This window comes from Mesorhizobium sp. B2-1-8, assembly GCF_006442545.2.
Taxonomy (GTDB): domain Bacteria; phylum Pseudomonadota; class Alphaproteobacteria; order Rhizobiales; family Rhizobiaceae; genus Mesorhizobium.
The window spans coordinates 3,226,506-3,245,236 of sequence record NZ_CP083952.1; the positions used below are offsets into that span (position 1 = coordinate 3,226,506).

General features: G+C 65.0%; 23 protein-coding genes and 1 tRNA gene. 8 read left to right on the forward strand and 16 right to left on the reverse strand.

What is annotated here, in order from left to right:
• Positions 1-35: 35 nt before the first annotated feature.
• On the reverse strand, positions 36-617 hold the full coding sequence (locus tag FJ970_RS15805; protein ID WP_140758063.1) for a BA14K family protein: 582 nt from the start codon (positions 615-617) through the stop codon (positions 36-38).
• A 162-nt stretch (positions 618-779) separates the two neighbouring features.
• Between FJ970_RS15805 and FJ970_RS15810 the strand changes: the two genes are divergently transcribed.
• From FJ970_RS15810 to FJ970_RS15825, 4 genes are all read left to right on the forward strand, one after another.
• On the forward strand, positions 780-1,907 hold the full coding sequence (locus tag FJ970_RS15810) for an endonuclease/exonuclease/phosphatase family protein (protein WP_140758062.1): 1,128 nt from the start codon (positions 780-782) through the stop codon (positions 1,905-1,907).
• 36 nt (positions 1,908-1,943) lie between these two features.
• Positions 1,944-2,660 (forward strand): hypothetical protein, encoded by a 717-nt coding sequence (locus tag FJ970_RS15815; protein ID WP_140758061.1) that lies wholly within the window; start codon positions 1,944-1,946, stop codon positions 2,658-2,660.
• 140 nt (positions 2,661-2,800) lie between these two features.
• Positions 2,801-3,055: a FitA-like ribbon-helix-helix domain-containing protein gene (locus FJ970_RS15820; RefSeq protein ID WP_140758060.1), complete on the forward strand. Its 255-nt coding sequence runs from the start codon at positions 2,801-2,803 to the stop codon at positions 3,053-3,055.
• A complete protein-coding gene (locus FJ970_RS15825) occupies positions 3,052-3,477 on the forward strand; it encodes a type II toxin-antitoxin system VapC family toxin (RefSeq protein WP_140758059.1) in 426 nt (141 codons plus the stop codon). The genes FJ970_RS15820 and FJ970_RS15825 overlap by 4 nt, the downstream gene beginning before the upstream one ends.
• Positions 3,478-3,541: 64 nt before the next feature.
• On the opposite strand, the gene FJ970_RS15830 is transcribed toward FJ970_RS15825, so the two are convergent.
• The 3 genes from FJ970_RS15830 to FJ970_RS15840 are packed head-to-tail and all read right to left on the reverse strand — an operon-like array spanning position 3,542 to position 6,754.
• Positions 3,542-4,759: an ABC transporter permease gene (locus FJ970_RS15830; RefSeq protein ID WP_140758058.1), complete on the reverse strand. Its 1,218-nt coding sequence runs from the start codon at positions 4,757-4,759 to the stop codon at positions 3,542-3,544.
• A 2-nt stretch (positions 4,760-4,761) separates the two neighbouring features.
• Complete coding sequence (locus tag FJ970_RS15835) at positions 4,762-5,463, reverse strand: ABC transporter ATP-binding protein (RefSeq protein WP_140758057.1); 702 nt, start codon at positions 5,461-5,463, stop codon at positions 4,762-4,764.
• Between the two features lie 4 nt (positions 5,464-5,467).
• Entirely contained in the window at positions 5,468-6,754 is a 1,287-nt protein-coding gene (locus tag FJ970_RS15840) for an efflux RND transporter periplasmic adaptor subunit (RefSeq protein ID WP_140758056.1), read from the reverse strand.
• Positions 6,755-6,855: 101 nt separating this feature from the next.
• On the opposite strand from FJ970_RS15840, the gene FJ970_RS15845 reads away from it, so the two are divergent.
• A complete protein-coding gene (locus tag FJ970_RS15845; protein ID WP_140758055.1) occupies positions 6,856-7,764 on the forward strand; it encodes a PhzF family phenazine biosynthesis protein in 909 nt (302 codons plus the stop codon).
• A gap of 106 nt (positions 7,765-7,870) precedes the next feature.
• Positions 7,871-7,946 (forward strand) — tRNA-Lys (locus FJ970_RS15850).
• A 117-nt stretch (positions 7,947-8,063) separates the two neighbouring features.
• On the opposite strand, the gene FJ970_RS15855 is transcribed toward FJ970_RS15850, so the two are convergent.
• Positions 8,064-8,375, reverse strand: a complete 312-nt coding sequence (locus FJ970_RS15855) for a hypothetical protein (RefSeq protein ID WP_140758054.1) — start codon at positions 8,373-8,375, stop codon at positions 8,064-8,066.
• A 300-nt stretch (positions 8,376-8,675) separates the two neighbouring features.
• On the opposite strand from FJ970_RS15855, the gene FJ970_RS33905 reads away from it, so the two are divergent.
• Positions 8,676-8,858, forward strand: a complete 183-nt coding sequence (locus FJ970_RS33905) for a DUF559 domain-containing protein (RefSeq protein ID WP_181178464.1) — start codon at positions 8,676-8,678, stop codon at positions 8,856-8,858.
• Positions 8,859-8,891: 33 nt separating this feature from the next.
• Here the strand turns inward: FJ970_RS33905 and FJ970_RS15865 are convergent, their stop codons facing one another.
• The 8 genes from FJ970_RS15865 to cbiE all read right to left on the reverse strand — a co-directional run bounded on the left by FJ970_RS15865 (position 8,892) and on the right by cbiE (position 15,706).
• Positions 8,892-9,290 (reverse strand): hypothetical protein, encoded by a 399-nt coding sequence (locus tag FJ970_RS15865; protein WP_140758052.1) that lies wholly within the window; start codon positions 9,288-9,290, stop codon positions 8,892-8,894.
• 90 nt (positions 9,291-9,380) lie between these two features.
• Positions 9,381-10,391: a nicotinate-nucleotide--dimethylbenzimidazole phosphoribosyltransferase gene (gene cobT / locus FJ970_RS15870; protein WP_140758051.1), complete on the reverse strand. Its 1,011-nt coding sequence runs from the start codon at positions 10,389-10,391 to the stop codon at positions 9,381-9,383.
• A gap of 38 nt (positions 10,392-10,429) precedes the next feature.
• Positions 10,430-11,206 carry an adenosylcobinamide-GDP ribazoletransferase gene (gene cobS, locus FJ970_RS15875; protein WP_140758050.1) on the reverse strand — a complete coding sequence of 259 codons (777 nt, stop codon included), beginning with the start codon at positions 11,204-11,206 and terminating at the stop codon, positions 10,430-10,432.
• Between the two features lie 4 nt (positions 11,207-11,210).
• Complete coding sequence (locus tag FJ970_RS15880) at positions 11,211-12,524, reverse strand: cobyrinate a,c-diamide synthase (RefSeq protein WP_140758049.1); 1,314 nt, start codon at positions 12,522-12,524, stop codon at positions 11,211-11,213.
• The gene (gene cobA, locus FJ970_RS15885) at positions 12,521-13,339 is read right to left on the reverse strand and encodes a uroporphyrinogen-III C-methyltransferase (protein ID WP_140758048.1); all 819 of its coding nucleotides are present in this window, start codon (positions 13,337-13,339) and stop codon (positions 12,521-12,523) included. The genes FJ970_RS15880 and cobA overlap by 4 nt, the downstream gene beginning before the upstream one ends.
• Positions 13,336-14,100, reverse strand: coding sequence for a precorrin-4 C(11)-methyltransferase (gene cobM / locus FJ970_RS15890; RefSeq protein ID WP_140758047.1), 765 nt, complete (start codon positions 14,098-14,100; stop codon positions 13,336-13,338). Before cobM ends, cobA begins: the two co-directional genes overlap by 4 nt.
• The gene (locus FJ970_RS15895; RefSeq protein ID WP_140758046.1) at positions 14,097-14,483 is read right to left on the reverse strand and encodes a cobalamin biosynthesis protein; all 387 of its coding nucleotides are present in this window, start codon (positions 14,481-14,483) and stop codon (positions 14,097-14,099) included. Before FJ970_RS15895 ends, cobM begins: the two co-directional genes overlap by 4 nt.
• Positions 14,480-15,706: a precorrin-6y C5,15-methyltransferase (decarboxylating) subunit CbiE gene (gene cbiE / locus FJ970_RS15900; protein WP_140758045.1), complete on the reverse strand. Its 1,227-nt coding sequence runs from the start codon at positions 15,704-15,706 to the stop codon at positions 14,480-14,482. Before cbiE ends, FJ970_RS15895 begins: the two co-directional genes overlap by 4 nt.
• A 154-nt stretch (positions 15,707-15,860) precedes the next feature.
• Between cbiE and FJ970_RS15905 the strand changes: the two genes are divergently transcribed.
• The gene (locus FJ970_RS15905; protein WP_140758043.1) at positions 15,861-16,619 is read left to right on the forward strand and encodes a cobalt-precorrin-6A reductase; all 759 of its coding nucleotides are present in this window, start codon (positions 15,861-15,863) and stop codon (positions 16,617-16,619) included.
• Here FJ970_RS15905 and FJ970_RS15910 read toward each other — a convergent pair.
• From FJ970_RS15910 to FJ970_RS15920, 3 genes are read right to left on the reverse strand one after another with little or no spacing between them, the layout of a single operon-like run.
• A complete protein-coding gene (locus FJ970_RS15910) occupies positions 16,583-17,347 on the reverse strand; it encodes a precorrin-3B C(17)-methyltransferase (protein ID WP_140758042.1) in 765 nt (254 codons plus the stop codon). The two genes, FJ970_RS15905 and FJ970_RS15910, sit on opposite strands and share 37 nt — an antisense overlap.
• On the reverse strand, positions 17,344-18,102 hold the full coding sequence (locus FJ970_RS15915; RefSeq protein WP_140758041.1) for a precorrin-2 C(20)-methyltransferase: 759 nt from the start codon (positions 18,100-18,102) through the stop codon (positions 17,344-17,346). The genes FJ970_RS15910 and FJ970_RS15915 overlap by 4 nt, the downstream gene beginning before the upstream one ends.
• Positions 18,099-18,731, reverse strand: a complete 633-nt coding sequence (locus tag FJ970_RS15920) for a precorrin-8X methylmutase (RefSeq protein ID WP_140758040.1) — start codon at positions 18,729-18,731, stop codon at positions 18,099-18,101. The genes FJ970_RS15915 and FJ970_RS15920 overlap by 4 nt, the downstream gene beginning before the upstream one ends.

Here is an 18,731-nt window from a genome sequence, read left to right on the forward strand (position 1 = left end):
CGCTTTTATTTCAGATGGCCAGGTTCGATTACAGCTCAACCGTAAGGCGACCGGCACTGCTGGCGCGGGCCGTTGTAGGGCTGGAACGTGTTGTCCCAGGCTCGATACGACCGGTACCTGTTATAGCACCACTGGACATGGGCGCTGGAAAGCCGACCCGCACGGTAGTAGCGATGCGGGTGATAGTACCGCGGATAGGAGTCATAGTAATAGGGATCATAATAGTTGTTATAGGCCAGGCTGCCCAATCCAAGGCCGAGGCCTAGACCCAAAATGGCTGCCTCACCATCATCGAAGTTTCGACGATGATGCCGCCAGCGCCAGTTGTTATTGCCATTCCAGTTGCCGCCGTTCCAGTTACGGGAAAAATGACGTTGACCGCTGAAGTTGCCGGAGCGGAATCTGAAGTCGCCGCCGCCGTTGCGCCAGCGCCAGATCGGGCGATCGTTACCGCCGGCCCAGCTGTCGCGGACGGGGATGATCTGCGGCGCGGGCGTCGCGGTTGCGGTCGAGAGATCGGGTTGCAGGATCGGGCCGGCGAGCGACGGCACCGTCAGCCCCGCAACAAGGCCGAGGCTTATCAGCCCGGACCGGAAGGAAGAAAAGAGCGGTTTCATTTCACTCTCCAAGGAGTAAAGGCCCCACGCCGACACCCGGGAAGAGGCCTATTGATGGGACTTTTCCTATGAACGGAAGATGAACGGAAAGGTTCCGTCAACCATGACGGGCATGCGCCTTGACTCTTGTGTTGGCTGTCGCTTGCAGGCAAAGGTCGGGGCATGTCGCTGCGCCTTGCCACCTTCAATGTCGAGAACCTGATGAACAGGTTCGATTTTTCCGGCTATCGCAACCAGCTCAACGAAGACCGGACGCTGGCGCTGTTCGATATCCAGAGCGAGGCCGAATATAGGATGCTGGAACAGGCGCGTGCCATCGCGCAATCCGACGATACGCGCCAGCTGACGGCGCTGGCCATCGCCGCCACCCGTGCCGACATCATCTGCATGCAGGAGGTCGACAACATCGAGGCCCTGAAGGCCTTCGAATATGGCTATCTGTTCAAGATGGTGGGGCAGGGTTACCGCCAGAAATACACAACATCGGGCAATGATTCGCGCGGCATCGATGTCGCCCTGATGATGCGCAACGAAACCGCGCAGGGACAGCCGATCGAATTCGTGCGCATGACCAGCCACGCCTATGTCACCTACGAGCAGTTCGGGTTGCACACGCCGGAGCTTGCAGCCCTCGGCAGCCAGGCCAATGAACGCATCTTCCGGCGCGACTGCCTGGAAGTCGATGTCACCGTGGGCGCTGTGCCGCTGACGCTCTATCTCGTGCACTTCAAGTCGATGGGGTCGGCCCGCAACGGGCTCGACGGACGTGAGGCGACGATGCCGGTGCGCATCGCCGAGGCGCAGGCCGTGCGGCGCATCATCGAGGAGCGTTTCGGTGCGGAGACTGCCGACAAGACCGTGGCCGCCGACAAGCGCTGGGCGATCTGCGGCGACATGAACGACTACCGCCAGCGCGTGAAGATCGCCGGCGATGAGATCGACGGCTACCGTTTCCAGGTAGTCGACGAGAACCTGTCCTGCATCAATGTGCTGACAGCGGGCGGCTTCTGCGAAAACGTCGTCGAGCGGCGGCCGGAAATGAACCGATGGAGCTTCTATCACACACGCGGGCCGCAAGAGCGGCATCTGTGCCAACTCGACTACATCCTGCTGTCGAAGGGGCTGGCGGCGAAGAACGCCACCGCGGTACCCGACATCATCCGCAACGGCCAACCCTGGCGCACGATCTTTCCCACCGGCCAGGAAGTCGAGCGCTTCCCGCGCACCGGGTGGGATCGGCCCAAGGCTTCGGACCATTGCCCGGTGGCGATCACGCTGGACATGGTCTGATGGGCAGGATGTGGGCAGGATAGGGCCTGAGCCGACATGAGTTTTGATCTTCCGCGCAATGTCATCCTGCCGGTCGACGCCATCGATGTGCGCCTCGATGCCCGACCGCATCCCTTCGCGGTGGATAATGCCGAGGCGATCGCCGAGAACTGGCGGCAGGAGATAGCGGCCAATCCGGCGCTGTTCGATGGCACGGTGGTTCTGCTTTCAGAACTTGCCTATCGCGACCGCAGCCTCGTTGGCCGCTGCCATGCGGTCAACTACTCGACCTTCATGCTCTGGCGCAAGCGACGGGAAAATTCCGGCGCCGAGCACGCCTATGGCCATGCCATGCTGGTGGCCGGGGACAATGCGCTGGTGGCGATCCGCATGGGACGACACACAGTGGGTGCCGGCAGCGTCTATTTCGCCGCCGGCTCGTTCGAGCCGATCGATTTCCGTGATGGGCTGGTCGATGTCGATTTCAACATGATCCGCGAGGTGCGCGAGGAGACCGGCCTCGACCTGTCGGATGCCAGGCGCGGCGTGCGCTGGCACGCCCTGTCGGCGGCAAGCGGCACCGTCATCTTCCGCCGTTATCATGTCGATGGGTCGGCCAACGAGATTGCGCGCCGAATCTCGGCCTTCGTCGCCACCGAAGCCGATCCGGAGATCGAGGGACCGGTGGTCATCCGCCATGCCGGCGACCTGCCGGACGGGTTATCGCGGCACATGAAGCCGCTGATCGAGTGGCATTTCGCGAACGGAAATTAAATTCCGTGCCGTTGTCACGGATCGGCAGCGCGATGGTCCGAGCGGCTCTTGCAGATGAACAGCTATACGGGCTGTTGCGTAATGATAGCAGATTTGCGATATTGCTATCAATGACATCATTGTAGCTTTGGATGATATCAATGAGTGCTGTCACTATCCGCAATTTGCCAGAGGAAACGCTCCGCGCCCTGAAAGTGCGGGCAGCGCATCACGGCCGCAGCACCGAAGCCGAAATGCGTGAAATCCTGGAAACGGCCGTGCGGCCACCCAGTCGGGTCAAACTCGGCTCCCTGCTCGCCGCCATCGGCCGCGAGGCCGGATTGTCGGATGGGGACGTCGATGCCTTGCAGCAGCTCCGCGACAAGACACCGGGCGGGCCGGTGAGATTCGAATGATCCTCATCGACACCAATGTCATTTCCGAGCCGTGGAGACCTGCACCCGATCCCCGCGTCATCGGGTGGATCGACGCCCAGGCGGTCGAAACCCTGTATCTCTCGGCTGTCACCGTAGCCGAGTTGCGTTTCGGCATCGCGGCGATGCCTGCCGGCAAGCGCCGCACGATCCTGCAGGATCGTCTCGAGCAGGACGCGTTGCCGCTGTTTGCTGGCCGCATTCTGCCCTTCGACCTCGATGCGTCGCGCGCCTATGCCAACCTCATGGTACAGGCGAGAGCCGCGGGCAAGGCGATCGGCAACGCGGACGGCTACATCGCGGCCACTGCCGTAGCGCACGGTCTCACGATCGCCACACGCGACACCGGTCCATTCGCGGCCGCCGGGTTGAACACCGTCAATCCGTGGGAAGCAGCGATATAACCGGGCGTTCCATCCTAAGCCGTAGGCGAGCAATAGATCAGAAGACCGGCCGGCGTGTCGACGCTTATTCGTGCCTTAACGCGTCGATCGGATCGAGGCGGGCGCCGCGCAGGGCCGGGAAGAAGCCGAACACCATGCCGATCAGCGCGGAGAAGCCGACGGCGAGCAGGATGACTGCCGGGCTTGGCGCGAAGGGTATGGTCAGAGTCATCGAGGCGAGGCCGGCCAGCGCCAGGCCAATCAGGATGCCGATAATGCCGCCGAGCAGCGACAGCACGGTCGCCTCGACCAGGAACTGAATGAGGATGTGCTTTTCATGCGCGCCGATGGCGAGCCTGATACCGATTTCGCGGGTGCGCTCGGTGACCGACACCAGCATGATGTTCATGATGCCGATGCCGCCGACAAGCAGGCTGACGCCGGCGACCGCACCCAGCATGCCGGTCATGGTGGTGGTGGCGCTGGCCATGGCATCGGCGATCTGGGTCATGTCGCGGATGCCGAAATCGCTCTCGCGGTCGGGAGTTATGCGGCGCGCATCGCGCAAAATGTCCTCGACGCGCGGCTGCAATTCGGTGGTCGGCGTGCGGTCGTCGGCGGCGATGTAGATGTTGTCGATATCGCGGTTGCCGGCGATGCGGCGCTGATAGGCGGCGAGCGGCATCAGCACGACATTGTCCTGGTCCTGGCCGAAGCCGGTATAGCCCTTGGGTTCGAGCAGGCCGATGATCTTGCATGAGGTACGGTTGACGCGGATGATCTCGCCCTCGGGATCGCCGGCGCCGAAGAACTGCTGGCGCACCGTCTCGCCGATCAGGCACACGCCGGTGCCCGAGCGGGTTTCGGAATCGCTGAACGGACGGCCGGACACCAGCTTCCAGTCGCGCGCGTCGAGATAGGCGCTGTCGGTGCCGGTAACGCCTGAAGTCAGGCTTTCGGTGCCGAAGATGACGCGGACCTGCTTTTGCGAGGCCGGCGAAATGGCGCGCGCGCCGGTGAGATGCGCGACCAGCGCCGCCAGGTCCTTTTCCGCCAGCGGCCGCACCGCCTGGTCGAGCCCGCCCGGACCGCCGGGACCGGCTGGGCGCCCGGCTCGCACGACCAGCAGATTGCTGCCGAGCTTGGAAATGTCGGCCTTGACCTTTTGCGTGGTGCCGGAGCCGATGGTCAGCATGGCAATGACGGCGGCGACGCCGATGACGATGCCGAGCAGCGTCAGGAACGAGCGCAGCACGTTGCGGCGGATTGAGCGGAGCGAGAGGCGGACGGTTTCCCAGATCATGGTTATGCCGTCTCCAGTTTCGCGGTGTCGGAGGCGACGTGGCCGTCGAGGAAGCGGATGGTGCGCTCGGCATATTCGGCGACATCGGCCTCGTGTGTGACCATGGCGATGGTCAGGCCAAGCTCCTTGTTCAGCTTCGTCAGCAACTCCATGATTTCATGGGTGCGTGCAGTGTCGAGATTTCCGGTCGGCTCGTCGGCGACGAGCAGCGTTGGCCTGGTGACGATGGCGCGCGCTATCGCCACGCGCTGCTGCTGGCCGCCGGAGAGCTCCGCTGGCGTGTGGTGTTCGCGGCCGACGAGGCCGACCTGGGCCAGCGCCTGCATGGCAAGGTAGCGGCGCTCGCGGGCGGCGACGCCGCGATAGATCAGCGGCAGTTCGACATTTTCGGCCGCGGTGGTGCGGGCCAGCAGGTTGTAGCCCTGGAAGACGAAGCCGACATAAAGGTTGCGCAGCATGGCGCGGCGGTTGCGGTCGAGCCGGCCGGCATCGACGCCCATGAAGGAATAGGTTCCGGCCGTCGGTGTGTCGAGGCAGCCGATGATGTTCATCGCCGTCGATTTGCCGGAACCCGACGGACCCATGATGGCGACGAATTCGCCGCGCCGGATGGCAAGATCGACGCCGGCCAGTGCATGCACCTTGCCTTCGCCCTGGCCGTAGCTCTTCCAGACCTTGTCGAAGGTGATGAGGGGCGCGGCCACGGCCTCAGCTCCGCGATTGCGAGGCGGTGATGATCTGCGCGCCTTCCTCCAGGCCGGAGGTGATCTCGGTCAGTTCGCCATCGGTCGAGCCGATCTTGACGTTGACCGGATGCGGCCGGCCGTTCTCCAGCACATAGAGCGTGCGAGAACCATCGGTCGGTGGCTTCGCCGCCTGGCGCTGGCGGTTGGGGCGGCCCATGCGGCCGGTGAACAGGTCGCTGAGGCTCCAGCCGCGCGCGGCCTGCTGCGCCGGGCGGTAGCGGAAGGCGCCGGCGGGCACGGTGAGCACATCCTTGGCCTGCCGGGTGACCACCGAAACGGTAGCGGTCATGCCCGGGCGCAGCAGAAGTTCGCTGTTGTCGACCTCGAGCCGCGCATTGTAGGTGACGACGCCATCCGTCGTGACCGAGGCATAGGAGATGTCGCGGATTTCGGCATCGAACGGCCGGTCGGGGAAGGCGTCGACGGTGAAGCGGGCGTGCTGGCCTGACTTGACCGCACCGATGTCGGCTTCGTCGACCGCCGCCACCAGCTCCATGTTCCTCAAATCCGCGGCGATGATAAACAGCACCGGCGCCTGCAGCGAAGAGGCTACCGTCTGGCCGGGGTCGACCGAACGGGTCAGCACGATGCCATCGATCGGCGCGTAGATGGTGCTGTTGGCCAGGTCGGTCTGCTGCGATTTCAGGTCGGCATTGGCGATGGCCAGATTGGCCGCGGCGCTGTCGAGCGCCGCCCTGGAGCGGTCGCGCGTCGCGGTCGCCGCCTCGAGCGACTGGTCGGTGGCCATGCCGCGCTTGGTCAACGCGGCCGCGCGGACAAGCGCGCTTTCGTTCTCGGCCAGCGTTACCTTGGCGTCCTCGACATTGGCAGCCGCGGCTTTCGCGGACGCTTCGGCTCGTTCGATCTGGACCTGCAGCTTGGCGGTGTCGAGCGCCGCCAGCACGTCGCCCTTCTTCACCTGCTGGTTCTCATTGACCGCGACCGAGCGTATGATGCCGGAGAGCTGGCTTGATATGTCGACTTGGGTGAGCGGCTGCAGCGTGCCCGTCGCCGACACCTGGACGGTAAGGTCGGCCTTGGCCGCCGGCACTGTCGTGTAGTCTATCCTGGTCGGCGTGCCGGCGTACCATTGATAGCCCGCAAAAGCCGCGACGAGGACGATCAGCGCCAGCAACGCATAGAGCCAGCCACGCCGGCGCGTCTTGCGCAGACCTTGTCTGTCGAGTCCAAGCGCCGTCTCGATGGCGGAATCCGATTCCGTCTTTGGCAGATTGACAATCTGGTCCACGTCGGACCCCTGTGATGCGTAATGTCCCTATCTGTGCACAGATCAGGCTTACCGGTTCAAATATCAAATTAAATTTCGCCCATGTTGGGATTGAGGCAGGAATGCAAACCCGGAATTACTTGCTTTACGATGTGTTTACGACCCAGCGACTGGCCGGCAACCCGCTGGCGGTGGTGTTGGATTGCAAAGGTCTGGACACCGCCGCGATGCAGGCCATCGCGCGCGAGTTCAACCTGTCCGAATCGGTATTCGTGCTGCCGCCTGATAACCCAAAGCACCGAAACCGCATCCGCATCTTCACGCCCGACTATGAAATGCCATTCGCGGGCCACCCGACGGTGGGCTCGGCTATCGCGCTGGCGGAACTGGCCGGTGAGGGCGGAGCCGGCATCTTCGTGCTGGAAGAAAACATCGGCCCGGTGCGTTGCGCGGTCAGCAAGCACGATGGCGCCACCTTCGCCGAATTCGACCTGGCGAAACTGCCGGAGCCGTTGAAGCTCGATGCCGATCCGGAGGCGGTCGGGGCGGCGCTTGGCCTGGCGCCGCACGAGATCGGCTTCGAGAATCACCGTGTCGCCTTCTGGTCGGCGGGCGTGCCCTATGTGACCATTCCGGTCGCCAACCTCGAGGCGGCGGGCCGGATCAGGCTGGACAACCAGGCGTGGTCGGAACTGGCACCGCGCAAGACCGAATGGGCCTTCGCCAGTCCGTACGTCTATTGCCGCGAGACGGTGAATCACGAAAGCGCTTTTCATGTGCGCATGATCGTGCCCGGCACGCCGTCCTATGAGGACCCGGCGACGGGCTCCGCTGCGGCCGCTTTCGCCGGCGCCATCATGCATTTCGACGGCCCGACGGACGGGGTTTCGCAGCTATGGATCGAGCAGGGACTGGAGATGGGGCGGCCATCGCGCATCCGCCTCGAACTGACCGTACAGGGTGGAAAACTGGCGTCCGCGCGCATTGGCGGCAATGCGATCAAGGTGGCGGAAGGCAAGCTTTTCGTTTGACCGGGAGAGGCCTCGGTCGATTTGTCGGGAAATGATTCCAGCAGGGCTGGACAGGATCGGCATCGGCGGCTATATGGCCGCCAACGCCGGTTTTTGCCGGCCGAGTGGGTGCGTAGCTCAGTTGGTAGAGCAGCTGACTCTTAATCAGCGGGTCCACAGTTCAATCCTGTGCGCACCCACCAAATTCTAACAAAATCAATTTGTTGGACGAGGTGAGGGACCCTGGCGGATGCAGGCGGAAGTCCGTGTCCGCGGTATGTCCAGATATTTTGGGCCAGCACCGAAATTGCATCCTGGATCTAGATGCGCGTCATGCCGTTCTCCCGGCTGCCAAAATGTCGCGCTGGCGGCGGCCGATCTGTGCTTGGCCCTTGGTTTGATCCACGGCCCACTTCGATGATTCCCACCAGTGCGCGAATAAACTCAACCATATCGTTTGCCGTGATGGCTGCCTTGTCGGGGTTTTGCCCGATGTGCTCGGCTGCTTCGCAGCATGAACGGCGGATAAGATCGTAGTGTGTATCCCTTTCATCCTCCGGCAACGCCGCCAACTTCATGGCTCGGTTATAAATCAACCGCAGCAATAGTTCGAGAGCTGCTCCGACACTCATGCGTTTGCTCCGCATTGGTCGAGCGTCCCGGCGCCTGAGGGCGCGCGTTTGGAACGTCCGATGAGGAGGTGTTTCCCGTCCCCGTATGCAAGGCTGCATCACAGCCGTTAATATATTCTTTCTTGCTAATGTAAGTTCGCGGGAGCCTGCAGAAAGGCGAGCGGCGCCCGGCGCTTCTTCTTGCGGTCGAAATTTCAGTAGGCCCGAGCCAGGAAATCGCGAGCCCCCCTTGGGGGCATCCGAAAATTTATGAGGATTTGTACACAAGGCGTCCGCGCATGGGCGCATCATATCGCGAGGATGTCGGGCAACGCCGCACTGCCCGTGCGTTGGGCCCATGACGCAAAACGAGATCGCTGGCTATATGGACAAGGCTGGACCGTCCTTCGGTTCACGGGTACCGAAATTCACGAGAATTTGGATCGTTGTCTCGACGAAATATGTACGTTGGTCGGCGTTGAGCGCTTGAACAGGCCTCAGTGATGAACCAGGTGGGGTGGCTGGGCTGCAGGTGCCTTACTGCGCCGGTTTGCCGATGCTGGCCTTGAACTTGACCTTCATGGCGATCTGCCCGGTCACTGTCATCTGCGATCCCGCAGCACCTCCCATGCTGCGATCCCTGGCGTTGACGTTCGTGGTCACGCTGGTGACCTCGCATGTGTCGGCAACGGTATCGAGCACCATGGCGCAACTGCCGGCCGCGACCTTGTAGAATGAACGCAGCGCGGTTTGCTGCTGCGCCGCGACATCCTCGTCGTCCTTGACGGGAAGGGTCATGGTCAGACTGGATTGGATTTTGGCCAGCCCGTCGTCGCCGGCGCGCCGGAAGCGGCCATTCTCATCGACATACTGCGATAAAGCCGGCGCAACAGTGCCGCAAAGCAGCGCAATGACAGTTATCGCCTTCAAATACATCGTCTGATCTCCACATGAGATTTACTGGTCTCATGAAACAATCAAAACGGCGTTATTATTTTGGCTCAATCACGTTGAAAGTTTGACGGATTACTTCTCCGACACTCCCGCCTCGGCAAAGCTCGCCATTCTCGCATGGCACTCCAGCGCCGAGCGCACGATGTTGACGGCCAGGCACGCGCCGGAGCCTTCGCCGAGCCGCATGCCGAGATCGAGCAGCGGCGGCAGGGCGAGCGCTTCGAGCAGGCCGCGATGGCCCGATTCGGCGGAGACGTGTGCGGCGATCGTATGAGCAAGGCCGGTCGGGTGCAGTTTCGCCAGCGGCGCGGCGGCGGCGGTGCAGACGAAGCCATCGAGCAGCACGGGTATGCCCAGATGCCGCGCGGCGAGCGTGGCGCCGAAAATAGCGGCGAGTTCGCGCCCGCCAAGGGAGGCTGCGATCGCCAGCGGATCGGCAAGGGCTGCGGCGTGGCGCTTCAGGCCGGCTTCGATGGCGACCACCTTGCGCTTCAGGCCGGCATCGTCGACGCCGGTGCCGCGTCCGGTCCATTTTTCGGCACCGCCGCCGAACAGGGCAGCCGAAATGGCGGCGGCCGGCGTGGTGTTGCCGATGCCCATTTCGCCAAAGCAGACGAGGTCGATGTCTTTGGTCACCGCGTCATGGCCTGCGGACACTGCGGCGAGAAAAGCTTTCTCGTCCATCGCGGATGTCTGCGTGAAGTCGCCGGTCGGATGGTCGAGGTCGAGCGGGATGACGTCGAGCTCGGCGCCGGCGATGCGGGCGAGCTGGTTGATGGCGGCACCGCCGCCGGCAAAATTGGCCACCATCTGCACGGTGACTTCCGAAGGGTAGGCCGACACGCCTTGCGCGGTGACGCCGTGGTTGCCGGCGAAGACGAAGACTTTCACGCGGTCGAGCTTCGGCATGTCACGGCCTTGCCAGCGCGCCAGCCAGGCGGCGATCGATTCGAGCCGGCCGAGGCTGCCTTGCGGCTTGGTCAGTGTATCCTGGCGGCGGGCAACGGTATTGGCCGCGGCCTCGCTGCCGGCTGGCAGGTCGAGACAGGCTGCGCGCAGTTCATCGAGGGATTTGAAGGGCATGGGGGCAAGGTCTCCAGAAGGGAATCAGGTCGAGGGGGTCAGGAAAGAGCTACGGAAGCGACGAGAAGCACTACGATTTCGCTCAATTGCTGCAAGGCGCCAACCGTGTCGCCGGTCTGGCCATCGATCTGGTTGAGGCAAAGGGCGTGGAAGGCAGCAAACAGCAGGCCAAGGAGGATGAGCGCGGCGATGGCGCCGCCGGGGCCAAGCAGGAGCAGCGGAATAGCGCCGATCACGGCGCCGGCAATTGCCATTTCGAGCGAGACTGCGCCGGCCCCGGCCGACAGGCCGTCGGACCGCGCCGCCGGCAAGAGATGCATGAAGGCGCCCAGCACGCCGCGCGAAGCCGCATGCGCCGCCGCCAGGGCGAAGAGGGCTTGCGTGGGATCGGGGAGTTCCGAAAGCGTGCTCCAGCGGATCAGCAGCGACAGCGCCAGTGCCATGGCCCCATAGGCGCCGATGCGGCTGTCACGCATGATCTCGAGCTTGCGTCCGCGCGACTTGCCGCCACCGAAGCCGTCGGCGACGTCGGAGAGCCCATCCTCGTGCAGGCAGCCTGTGGTGAGCACGGTTGCAACAAGGGCCAGGGCGGCCGACGGTCCTATGGCAAGGCCAAAGCGTTCCGCCGTGGCAAAGACGATGGCGCCGATCAAGCCGACGACGAGGCCGGCAATAGGAGCGGCCCAGATCGCGGCGGAGAGGCTGCGGCCACGAAAATCGAACACGGGCAGCGGCAGGCGCGTGAAGAAGACCAGGCAAAGGGCGATGTCGTCGAGGACTTGCCGAGGTGACAGGGTGATTCTTCGGAACTTCATGGTTCTAGGCCCGCGCGATGGCGTGGAAGAAGGTGCCGCTGACATGGCCACGCCGGTAGCCGGATGCGCCGAGCGGATTGCCCTGGCCGTCGGCGAGGTCTGCCAGCGGCTCGTCATTGCCGGTCGCCGTCATCTGCGCATAGTGGAATTCGTGACCCCGGATCAGCGCGCCTTGCGGCCCCAGCGGACAGTCGGCGCGCAGCCGTGCCTCACGGTAGCCGAGATTCATCTTGCGCCTGGCGAAGCTGGTGGAATGGCCGAGCAGGCCGAGCATGCGATGCGTTTCGCCGGAGGCATCCTCCAGCGCTTCACCAAGCACCATGAAGCCACCGCACTCGCCATGGATCGGCTTCTTCGCGGCAAAACGCGCCATTCCCGCGTGGAAATTCGTAGCAGCTGCGAGTTTGCCGGCGTGAAGCTCGGGATAGCCACCGGGCAGCCAGCAGACATCGCAATCCTCGTCGGGCGCTTCATTTGCGAGCGGCGAGAACGGAACGATCTCCGCGCCGGCCTTGCGCCAACAGGCGGCGACATGCGGATAGAGGAAGGTGAAAGCGGCATCCTCGGCCAGTGCGATGCGCTGGCCGGGCGGCCGCAGCGCGTCGGCGAAGTCGCCAACCGCCGGGGCGAGGGGTGCTGCCAGCGCCATGACAGCGTCGAGGTCGAGCGACTTCTCGGCCATGTCGGCGAGCCGGTCGAGATGCGCCATCAGGTCATCATATTCGCCGGCCTGGACGAGGCCGAGATGGCGTTCGGGCAAATTGAGCGAGGGGTCGCGCAGGATGGCGCCGACGACGGGCAGGCCGATCGCCTCGATGGCGTCGCCGGAGAGCCGCCGGTGGCGCTCGCTGCCCAGCCGGTTCAGCACGACGCCCGCCATGCGCACGTCCGGATCGTAAGTCGCAAAACCCTTGGCGACGGCCGCCGCCGTGGTCGACTGGCCGGACACGTCGAGCACCAGCAGCACCGGCAGGCCGTAAAGCCGGGCGAGATCGGCGGCGGAACCGGTGCGCCCCGGCGAGGCCGGGATGCCGTCGAACAAGCCCATGGCGCTTTCGAGGATGACGAAGTCGGTATCGTCGGCTGCCTGTGCGGCCAGCGCATTGAGCAGCGACGGCGACATCGCCCAACTGTCGAGGTTGACGCCGGATAGCCCGGTGGCGGCGGTGTGGAAGCCGGGGTCGATGTAGTCCGGGCCGGATTTGGCGCCACGAACCTTCAGGCCGCGCCGCGTGAGCGCGCGCAGGATGCCGATGGTGACGCTTGTCTTGCCCGAACCGGAGCGCGGCGCGCCGATGATGATCGCGCGCGCCGTCATGCCTGCGCCGCCAATGCCGCGCGCATGGCGACGATGCCGCCGACGACGATCAATGCCGGCGAGGCGAGCCCGGCGGCCGCCGCTGCCTCGGCAATGGTGGCGAGCGTGGCGACGACGGTTCGCTCCTTTGGGGTGGTCGCAGCAACGATTACGGCCGCCGGCGTCGACGGCGCCAGTCCGCCGTCGAGCAGGGCGGCTGCTATCAGCGGCAGATTGGCCATGCCCATATAGACCACCACGGGCTGGCCGGTGCGGGCGATGGCCGCCCAGTCGATGTCGTCGTCGGTGCCTGCGGCGTGGCCGGTCGCAAGAATGACAGCCTTGTTGATGCCGCGCATGGTGGCCGGGATGCCGGTGGCCGCCAGCGCGCTGAGGCCCGATGTCAGGCCCGGCAGCACGCGAAACGCGATGTTTTCGCGCGCCAGCGCCAGCGCCTCTTCGCCGCCACGGCCAAAAATATAGGGGTCGCCGCCCTTCAGCCTGACGACGCGGCGGCCTTCGCGCGCCAGCCGCACCAACAAAGCGGTGATGTCGTCCTGCTTCATCGAGGGTTGGCCGCCGCGTTTTCCCGCAAAGAAAAGCTCGGCGTTATCGGCAACCGCGACGACATCAGGCGAAACCAGAGCGTCGTAGACCAGCGCATCCGCTTCGGCCAGCGCCGCCAGCACTTCCAGGGTCAGGCAGCCCGGATCGCCGGGGCCGGCGCCGGCCAACCAGACATGACCCGGCTCAAGCGGACGCGGCTTGAAGTTCAGCCGCGCGAGCGCCTGTTCGAGCGTGGCGTTTTCGCCCTTATTTCCAGTGCTGCCGCTCACAATCCGTCCCGTCCGCGAAAACGCCGCTGATAATGGGCGTCATACAATGAACTCTCGCCAAAGCCTTCCGCCGCCAGCGAGCGACCGACGAAGATGAGCGCCGTACGCTCCATCGGATCGGCGGCCAGTAGCGCCTCGATGGTCTCCAACGTGCCGGTCAGCACGCGCTCGTCCGGCCAGGAGGCGCGGAAGACGATCGCGACCGGGCAATCGCCGCCATAGTGCGGCGTCAGTTCGGCGACGACGCGGTCGATGGCGTGGATGGCAAGATGGATGGCCAGCGTGGCGCCGGTGCGGCCGAAGCCGGCCAAGGTTTCGCCGGGCGGCATTTTCGACGCACGCCCCGAAACGCGGGTCAGCACCAGGCTTTGCGCGACTTCGGGAATGGTCAGTTCGCGGCGAAGTGCGGCGGCGGCGGCCGCGAAGGAAGGGACGCCCGGCGTCAGCGTGTAGGGGATGCCATGCTTTTCCAGCCGGCGGATCTGCTCGGCGACGGCGCTCCACACCGACAGGTCGCCGGAGTGCAGGCGCGCAACGTCATGGCCGACTTTGTGGGCGGCCACATATTCAGCCTCGATCTCGTCCAGCGACATCGGCGCGGTGTCGATCAATCTTGTTCCCGGCGCGCAATGCTGCAGCAATTCCGGCGCGACGATGGAGCCGGCGTGAAGGCAGACCGGGCAACTCGCCAAGAGCCTTGCGCCACGCAGCGTGATGAGGTCGGCGGCACCTGGGCCGGCGCCGATGAAATGGACGGTCATGGCGCGTCTCCGCTGATGGCGATGGCGCAGGTGACCGCACCGAGCACGGTGCGCGGGCCAAGCAGGCTGCTGCACTTGCCGGCGACGGCAAGGGCCGAGGCTTCCGAGACCGATGGCGTGCCGGCGAGGTCCCGCGAGAGGCTGGAGTTGCTGAGCGTCCGCGGCGAGGCGGCCTCAAGGGTCGCCTCGTCGACGATGATGACGGGAAGGTTCAGCTTGCGACCAGCGGCGGCGATCGCGTCTTCATCCTTTTTGAGCGCCGCGGTGGCCAGTGCCGAAAGAGCCGACATCGCCAGGCCGTGCGCTTCGAGCGCGGTTTCTATCGCCGCGAGCACCTCCTGGACGGTGACGCCCTTTCGGCTGCCGATGCCCGCGACCATCATGGCTTTACCCAGCTCCATTGCGTGACAGGCATGGCCGGCCGCCATGCCTGCATTGAGCCGACCGGCGAAGCGCGGGAGATGGCGATGCGTGTGAGATCGCCGCCGCGCTTTGTGTGCTGGGCGAGGAGCAGGGCTTCCATTTCCAGCGTCACCGCGTTGGCGACAAGACGGCCGCCGGCGCGCAAAGCCTTGATGGCGGCGTTCAAGACGCCGGCGTCGCTGCCGCCACCGCCGATGAAGATGGCATCGGGCGTCTCCAGTTTTACAAGCGCCTTGGGCGCGCTGCCTTCCACGATGACGAGGCCGGGAACGCCGCAGGCAACGGCGTTGTGGCCGATGCGGGCGGCGCGGGCCGGATCGGCCTCGATGGCGATGGCGCGCATCGAGGGCTGGGCGAGCATCCATTCGATGCCGACGGAGCCTGAGCCGGCGCCGACGTCCCACAGCAATTCGCCGCGCCTCGGCGCCAGCGCCGACAGGGTCACGGCGCGGATTTCACGCTTGGTGATCTGGCCGTCATGCTCGAACAGATGATCGGCAAGGCCTGATGTGAGCGGCAGGACGCGCGCCTGCGGGGCCGAATCGATTTCGATGGCCAGCACGTTGAGCGGATTGATGTTTTCCAGATCGAAGGCATCGGCACGAACCGAACGCAATGTCTCCTTCGGCCCGCCCAACGCCTCCAGGACCGTCAACCGCGAAGCGCCGAAGTCGAGTTCGGTGAGCAGGCGGGCAATTGCAGCAGGTGCATCGCCATCCGATGTCAGCGCCAGGATGCGTGCGTTGGGCTGCAGCAGCGGGCGGATCAGGTCAATCGGGTGACCGTGCAGCGAGATGATCTCGATATCCTGCAGCGCCCAGCCAAGACGGGCGGCGGCCAGCGAAATCGCCGACGGCGCTGGGATGACATGCATCTCGCGCGGGTTGACCTTGCGGGCGAGGGTGGCGCCGACCCCGTGGAAGAACGGGTCGCCGGAGGCGAGCACGCAGACGTTTCTGCCGGCAAGCGCCAGGACGTCGGCCATCCCGGCATCGAACGGAACCGGCCAGGGACGCGGCTTGCCCGTGGCGAAGGAAGCGACGAGCGCCAGATGCCGCTTGCCGCCGAAGATGAACTCCGCCTCGGCGATCCGCCGCTTGGCCTCGTCGCCGAGACCGGCTAAACCGTCCTCGCCGATGCCGACGATGGTGAGCCATTTTGGCGTTGGCTGATTTTTTGACATGTCGCGCCGCCCCTCATCCGCCTGCCGGCACCTTCTCCCCGTATGGTGACGGGGAGAAGGGAGAAGCTTCGGCGCCGACGCCTCCCTCTTCCCGTTCTTCACGGGGAGAGGGTAAGGGTGAGGGGCAGCGCCGACGATGTTTAGCATGGTGCCCATGAAGAAGATTCTGATCCTCGGCGGCACAACAGAAGCGCGCCAATTGGCCGGAAAACTGGCGGAGGATTTCCTCGTCACGCTTTCGCTGGCCGGCCGTACGGAAAGTCCCGTCGCGCAGGGCGTGCCCGTGCGAAGTGGAGGGTTCGGCGGCGCCGATGGTCTGGCCACCTATCTCAGGCAGACGTCCATCGACCTGCTGATCGATGCCACGCATCCCTACGCGGCGCGAATCTCCGCCAATGCGGCAATGGCCGCGCGCAAGAGCGGCGTGCCGATCCTTGCCTTGCGGCGCTCGGGCTGGGAGGCCGTCGAAGGCGACCGCTGGCTTGAGGTCGACAGCGTTGCCGGCGCGGCGCGGGCGCTTGGCGATGTGCCGCGCCGTGTGTTTCTGGCGCTTGGCCGACAGGAGGTCGCGGCATTCGAGGCCGCACCCCAGCACCACTATCTCATCCGCAGCGTCGATCCGGTCGAGCCGAAGCTGGTTGTGCCCGACGCTGACTATCTGCTGGCGCGCGGACCGTTTGGCGAGACCGACGAGCGCGTGCTGCTCGAAAAGCATCGCATCGATGTCGTGGTGTCGAAGAACAGCGGCGGCGCAGCGACATACGGGAAGATTGCCGCGGCGCGGATGCTTGGCATCGAGGTGATCATGGTGCGCAGGCCCGATCTGCCGGACGTGCCTTCTGCTGAAACCGTCGAAGCGCTGGCCGCGATGGTGCGTCATTTTGTCGAGCCCGATGCCGAGCGAGGCGTGTAGACCAGCGCCGGCTTGTCGCCGCGCTTGATGATCCGGGTCTCCGGCGAACCGATGATGATACAGGTCGCCATGTCCGCCTTTTCTGCGTCGACATCGGCCAGCAGATAGACCTCGATGCGTTCGTCCGGGCGGCCGGCGGCGCGGCCGAAGATCACCGGCGTCGTGCCGGGCAGGATGGCGGTCAGGCATTCGAAGGCGCGGCCAAGCTGCCAGGGACGCGCCTTGCTGATTGGGTTGTAGAGCGCGATGACGAAGCCGGCGCCGGCCGCCGCCAGCAGGCGCAGTTCGATTAGATCCCATGGCTTCAGATTGTCGGAAAGCGAAATGGCACAAAAATCGTGGCCGAGCGGCGCGCCGATGCGGGCAGCGACCGCCAGCATGGCGGTGACGCCAGGCACGACGGCGACATCGACCGCACGCCATTCGGCCGGACCGGCCTCGATCGCCTCGCAGACCGCCGCGGCCATGGCAAACACGCCGGGATCGCCCCCGGACACCACGGCGACGTCGTGGCCCTCGGCGGCCTTGGTCAGGGCATCCTTGGAACGGGCGAGTTCCTCACGGTTGTCGGAAGCGACGCGGGTCTGGTCCGGGCGCAGCTCGAGCCGGTCGAGATAAGGCTTGTAGCCGTAGAAGAATTTTGCCTCGGCGATAGCGTGGCTGGCTTGCGGCGTGACCTGGTCGGCATTGCCGGGTCCGAGACCGATGACAGTGAGACGGCCGCTCATGCCTGCGCTCCAGCCAAGCCAGGCCTGCCGGACCAGCCGGCGACCAGCACGATGGCGAAATAGGGCGCCTTGTCGTCCGGCTTGTCGGCAAGCCGCATCGAGACGCTGCCGGCCATGGTGCCGCGCTCGACATAGACTGCGCGCGTCAGCTTGCCGGTCGCTTCCAGCGCGCGCCTGATCTTGGGCAGGTTGCGGCCGACCTTCATGATGACGGCGGCATCGGTGTCTGCGAGACGGCGGGTCAATTCAAACTCGCTCATCGTGCCGGGCAGTACGGTTAGCACGTCGTCACCCTGGACGATCGGCACACCGGTCTGCGACCAGCAGCCGGACATGGCGGTGACGCCGGGGATGACTTCGGTCGGGAAACGATGGGCGAGGCGCACATGCAGATGCATGTAGGAGCCATAGAACAACGGATCGCCTTCGGACAGCACGGCAACCATCTTGCCGGCGTCGAGGTGCTCGGCGACCCTGTCTGCCGACTCCTCGTAGAACCCTGATATCTGCGAGCGGTAATCGTCGTGATCCTTGTCGATCTCGGTGGTCACGGGATAGAGCAGCGGCAGTTCCACCATGTCGGGCCGGAAGCGCGCCTCGACGATGGCGCGCGCATTGCTGTTGTTGCCGCGTTTCGCGAAATAGGCCACGACATCGGCTTCGGCCAAGGTCCGCGCGGCCTTCAGCGTCAACAATTCGGGGTCGCCGGGACCGGTGCCGACGCCGACGAGACGGCCTTTGGGAAACGCGTTCACAGGCCCGGCCTCGCTAGCGAATTGAGCGCGGCGGCGGTCATGGCGCTGCCGCCAAGCCTGCCGCGCACGATGGCGTAGGGCACGCCATAGGAATTCTCGGCCAGCGCATCCTTGGATTCGGCGGCGCCGACGAAACCGACCGGCATGCCGATGATCGCTGCTGGCTTGGGCGCGCCGTCGCGCAGCTTCTCGAGGAGATAGAACAGCGCGGTTGGCGCGTTGCCGATGGCGACGACCGAACCGGCCATGCGCTCGCCCCACAGGTCGATCGCGGCGGCCGAGCGGGTATTGCCGATCTCCCTGGCGATGTCGTGCGTGCGCGGGTCGCGCAAGGTGCAGATCACCTCGTTGCCGGCCGGCAGCCGGGCTCGGGTGACGCCATGCGAGACCATTTCAGCGTCGCAGAAGATCGGCGCGCCGGCCGCCAAAGCGGTGCGGGCGGCGGTGACGAAATCGTTGGAGAAAACGAAATGACTTGCTGCCTCGACCTGGCCGCAGGCATGGATCATGCGGATGGCGACGTCGGCCTCGGCCTCCGAGAAGCGCGAGAGATCGGCCTCGGCGCGAATAATGGCGAAGGAGCGCTCGTAGATCGCCGTGCCGTCGTGGATGTAGTCGTAGGCGGCCAT